Annotated in this window: 3 protein-coding genes; all 3 read right to left on the bottom strand. The window is 75.5% G+C overall.

Translation table 11 applies throughout. The features are described 5' to 3' along the window. Positions 1 to 127: 127 nt before the first annotated feature. Genes E1283_RS34360 through E1283_RS34350 form a run of 3 tightly spaced genes read right to left on the bottom strand, consistent with a single transcriptional unit; the run spans position 128 to position 2,921 of the window. Positions 128 to 1,312, bottom strand: coding sequence for a thiolase family protein (locus E1283_RS34360; RefSeq protein ID WP_132822087.1), 1,185 nt, complete (start codon positions 1,310 to 1,312; stop codon positions 128 to 130). Then, entirely contained in the window at positions 1,309 to 2,100 is a 792-nt protein-coding gene (locus tag E1283_RS34355; RefSeq protein ID WP_132822086.1) for a CoA-transferase subunit beta, read from the bottom strand. The genes E1283_RS34360 and E1283_RS34355 overlap by 4 nt, the downstream gene beginning before the upstream one ends. Next, on the bottom strand, positions 2,097 to 2,921 hold the full coding sequence (locus E1283_RS34350; RefSeq protein WP_132822085.1) for a CoA transferase subunit A: 825 nt from the start codon (positions 2,919 to 2,921) through the stop codon (positions 2,097 to 2,099). The genes E1283_RS34355 and E1283_RS34350 overlap by 4 nt, the downstream gene beginning before the upstream one ends. Positions 2,922 to 3,123 lie beyond the last annotated feature (202 nt).

The following is a 3,123-nucleotide window of genomic DNA, read 5'->3' as shown; positions in this document are numbered from 1 at the left end:
GCGGGGCGGGTGGTCGGCGGCGGGGGCGCCGGCCGCCCTGGCCCGCAGGTAGGCGGCCTCCTGGTCGGCCATCTCGCGGTCGATGTCGCGTTGGGTGAGGCCCATGCAAAGCTCCAGTGAGTGGGGGTCAGCGCTCCAGTACGAGGGCGAGGCCCTGGCCGACGCCGACGCAGAGCGCGGCGACGCCGGTGCCCGAGCCGTGGGCGGCGAGCTGGTGGGCGACCGCGCCGGCGATGCGGGCGCCGGAGGCACCCAGTGGGTGCCCGATGGCGAGGGCGCCGCCGCGCGGATTGACGATGTCGGGGTCCAGCTCCGGGAGTTCGGCCAGGCAGCCGAGGGCCTGGGCGGCGAACGCCTCGTTCAGCTCGACGACGCGGAGGTCGGCGAGGCGCCGGTCGGCGCGCGCCAGGGCGCGGCCGACGGCGGCCACCGGGCCGAGGCCGTAGTACCGCGGCTCGATGCCGGTGACGGCGGAGGCGCGAATCCTGGCCAGCGGCTCCCGGCCGGTCGCGGCCACGCCGTCGGCGTCGGCGATCAGCAGCGCCGCCGCGCCGTCGTTCAGCGGGGACGAGTTGGCCGCGGTCACGGTGCCGCCTTCCCGGAAGGCGGGCTTCAGCCGGGCCAGCGCCTCCGGCGTCGAGCCGTCCCTGACGGACTCGTCCCTGGCGAGCTCGGCGCCCGGGTAGGGCACGGTCTCGGCCGCGTAGCCGCCGGTGCGCCAGGCGGCGGCCGCCTTGGTGTGGCTGGCCAGCGCGAACGCGTCCTGCGCGGCCCGGCCGATGCCGTGCCTGTCGGCGATCAGCTCGGCGCCCTCGCCGAGCGGCACCGTCCACTCAGGCCGCATCCGGCTGTTGACCATCCGCCAGCCGAGGGTGGTGGAGGAGAGCTCCTGGTGGCCGGCCGGGAACGCCCGGTCCGGCTTGGGCAGCACCCAGGGCGCGCGGCTCATCGACTCCACCCCGCCGGCGATCACCACCGAGGCGTCGCCCACCGCGACCGCCCTGGCCGCCTGGATCACCGCATCGAGTCCGGAGCCGCAGAGCCGGTTGACGGTCGCTCCCGGCACGCTGGTGGGCAGCCCGGCGAGCAGGGCCGCCATCCGGCCGACGTTCCGGTTCTCCTCGCCCGCCCCGTTGGCGTTGCCCAGGACCACGTCGCCCACCCGCTCGGGGTCGAGCGCGGGACTGCGGTCGAGCAGCGCCCGCACGACGTGGGCGGCCAGGTCGTCGGGCCGCACCGCGGCGTAGCCGCCGCCGTACCGGCCGACGGGGGTGCGGACGGCGTCCACGACGTAGACCTCGCGGCTGTTCAACGGGCCTCCCCCTGGCGGGACTTCAGGTCGCGCAGGGTGGCCAGCTCGGCGGCCGTGGGCGGCGCGGTGGTGGTCACGTGCGCGGCGGCGCGCAGCGGCCAGCCGGTGGCGGCGCGCACCCGCTCCTCGGTGACGCCCGGGTGCAGCTCGGCGAGCACCAGCTCGGCGGTCGCCGGGTCCGGCCGCAGCACGCCGAGGTCGGTGATGACGGCGACCGGGCCCCGGCCCGGCAGGCCGAGCCTGGCGCGGTCGTCGGGGCCCGAGCCGTGGCCCAGGGTGGTGACGAAGTCGAGGCGGTCCACCAGGTGGCGCGGCGAGTGGCGGACGACGAGCAGCACCCGGCCGCAGCTGGCGGCGATCTCGGGCGCGCCGCCGGCGCCGGGCAGCCGGCCGGCCGGGCGTCCGGAACCCCGGTCGATCAGCGTGGTGTTGACGTTCCCGAACCGGTCGAGCTGGGCGGCGCCGAGGAAGCCGACGTCGATCCGGCCGCCCTGGAGCCAGTAGTTGAACATCTCGGGCACCGACACCACCGCGTCGGCGGTGTCGGCGAGTTCGCCGTCCCCGATGGACAGCGGCAGCCGGGTGGGCTTGGCGCCGATCGCCCCCGACTCGTAGATCAGCACCAGGCCCGGTTGGGTGGTGCGGCGGGCGAGGTTGGCGGCGGTGCTCGGCAGTCCGATGCCGACGAAGCAGGTGCGGGCCCCGGCCAGCGCCCGGGCGGCGTTGACCTCCATCAGCTCGTCCGGGGTGGCCTCGGCGGCCCCGGTGGCGGCGTGCGGGAGGCTCATCGGCGCTCCGCCCCCGCCCGGCCGAGGACCTCCGCGTCCAACCAGGCGGTGAACGCGGCGCGGTCCCGGGAGACGGCGTCCCACGCGCGGTAGTACGCGTTGTCCCGGGTGGAGTAGCCGGCGGCGTAGGAGGGATGGGCCCCGCCCGGCACCTCGGCCACCGCGTCCACCACCCAGGTCGGCAGGGTCGACCCGCCCGGGACCGGGGTGAGTTCGTCCACGATCTCCTCGACGGTGACCAGCACCCGGCGGGCCGCGAGCGCGGCCTCCTTCTGCACCCCGGTGAGCCCCCAGAGCTGCACGTTGCCCTCCCGGTCGGCGCGCTGGGCGTGGATCACGGCGACGTCCGGGTTGAGCGCCGCGACCGCGGCCAACTCCTCGCCGGTGAACGGGCAGTTCACGGTGGCGATGGTGTCGCTCCTGGACGGCATGTCGCTGCCCAGATAGCCGCGCAGCACCGCGAACGGCAGCCCGGCGGCGCCGGCCACGTAGCGGTTCGCCATCCCGGCGTGGCTGTGCTCGTCCAGTGCGAGGGGGCGGGGCCAGCCGTGCTCCACCGCGTCCCGGAAGCGGTGCAGCGAGCCGACGCCCGGGTTGCCGCCCCAGGAGAAGACCAGCTTCGCCACCAGGCCGGCGCCGATCAGCTGGTCGTAGATCACGTCGGGCGTCATCCGGGCCAGCGTCAGGTCGGTGATCCCCTGTCGGATCACCTCGTGCGCGGCCGCGTAGGGGATCAGATGGGTGAATCCCTCCATCGCCACGGTGTCGCCGTCGTGGATCAACTCCCCGACGGCCTCCCGGAGGTCACGGATGTCAGCCATGTCGTTGACGGCCTCCCGGCGGCGTTCCTACCCTGTTCGCGAGGTGAACTAAAGTTCATCAATATCCTCGGTCCGAGTCTGCGTCCGGGCCCGACGCGCTGTCAATGGCCGGTACGAGTACGGTTTCGCCCGAACGTCCACGCACCGCGCGTCCCAGAGCACGCGCGTGGGAGAGCACATGACCCGTCCGGCCGCCCCGCCC

Origin of the sequence: Streptomyces hainanensis (assembly GCF_004348415.1) — a bacterium.
GTDB classification, from domain to species: domain Bacteria; phylum Actinomycetota; class Actinomycetes; order Streptomycetales; family Streptomycetaceae; genus Streptomyces; species Streptomyces hainanensis.
The sequence above is the reverse complement of the archived record's forward strand: the minus strand, read 5'-3'. Positions and strand labels throughout refer to the sequence as shown.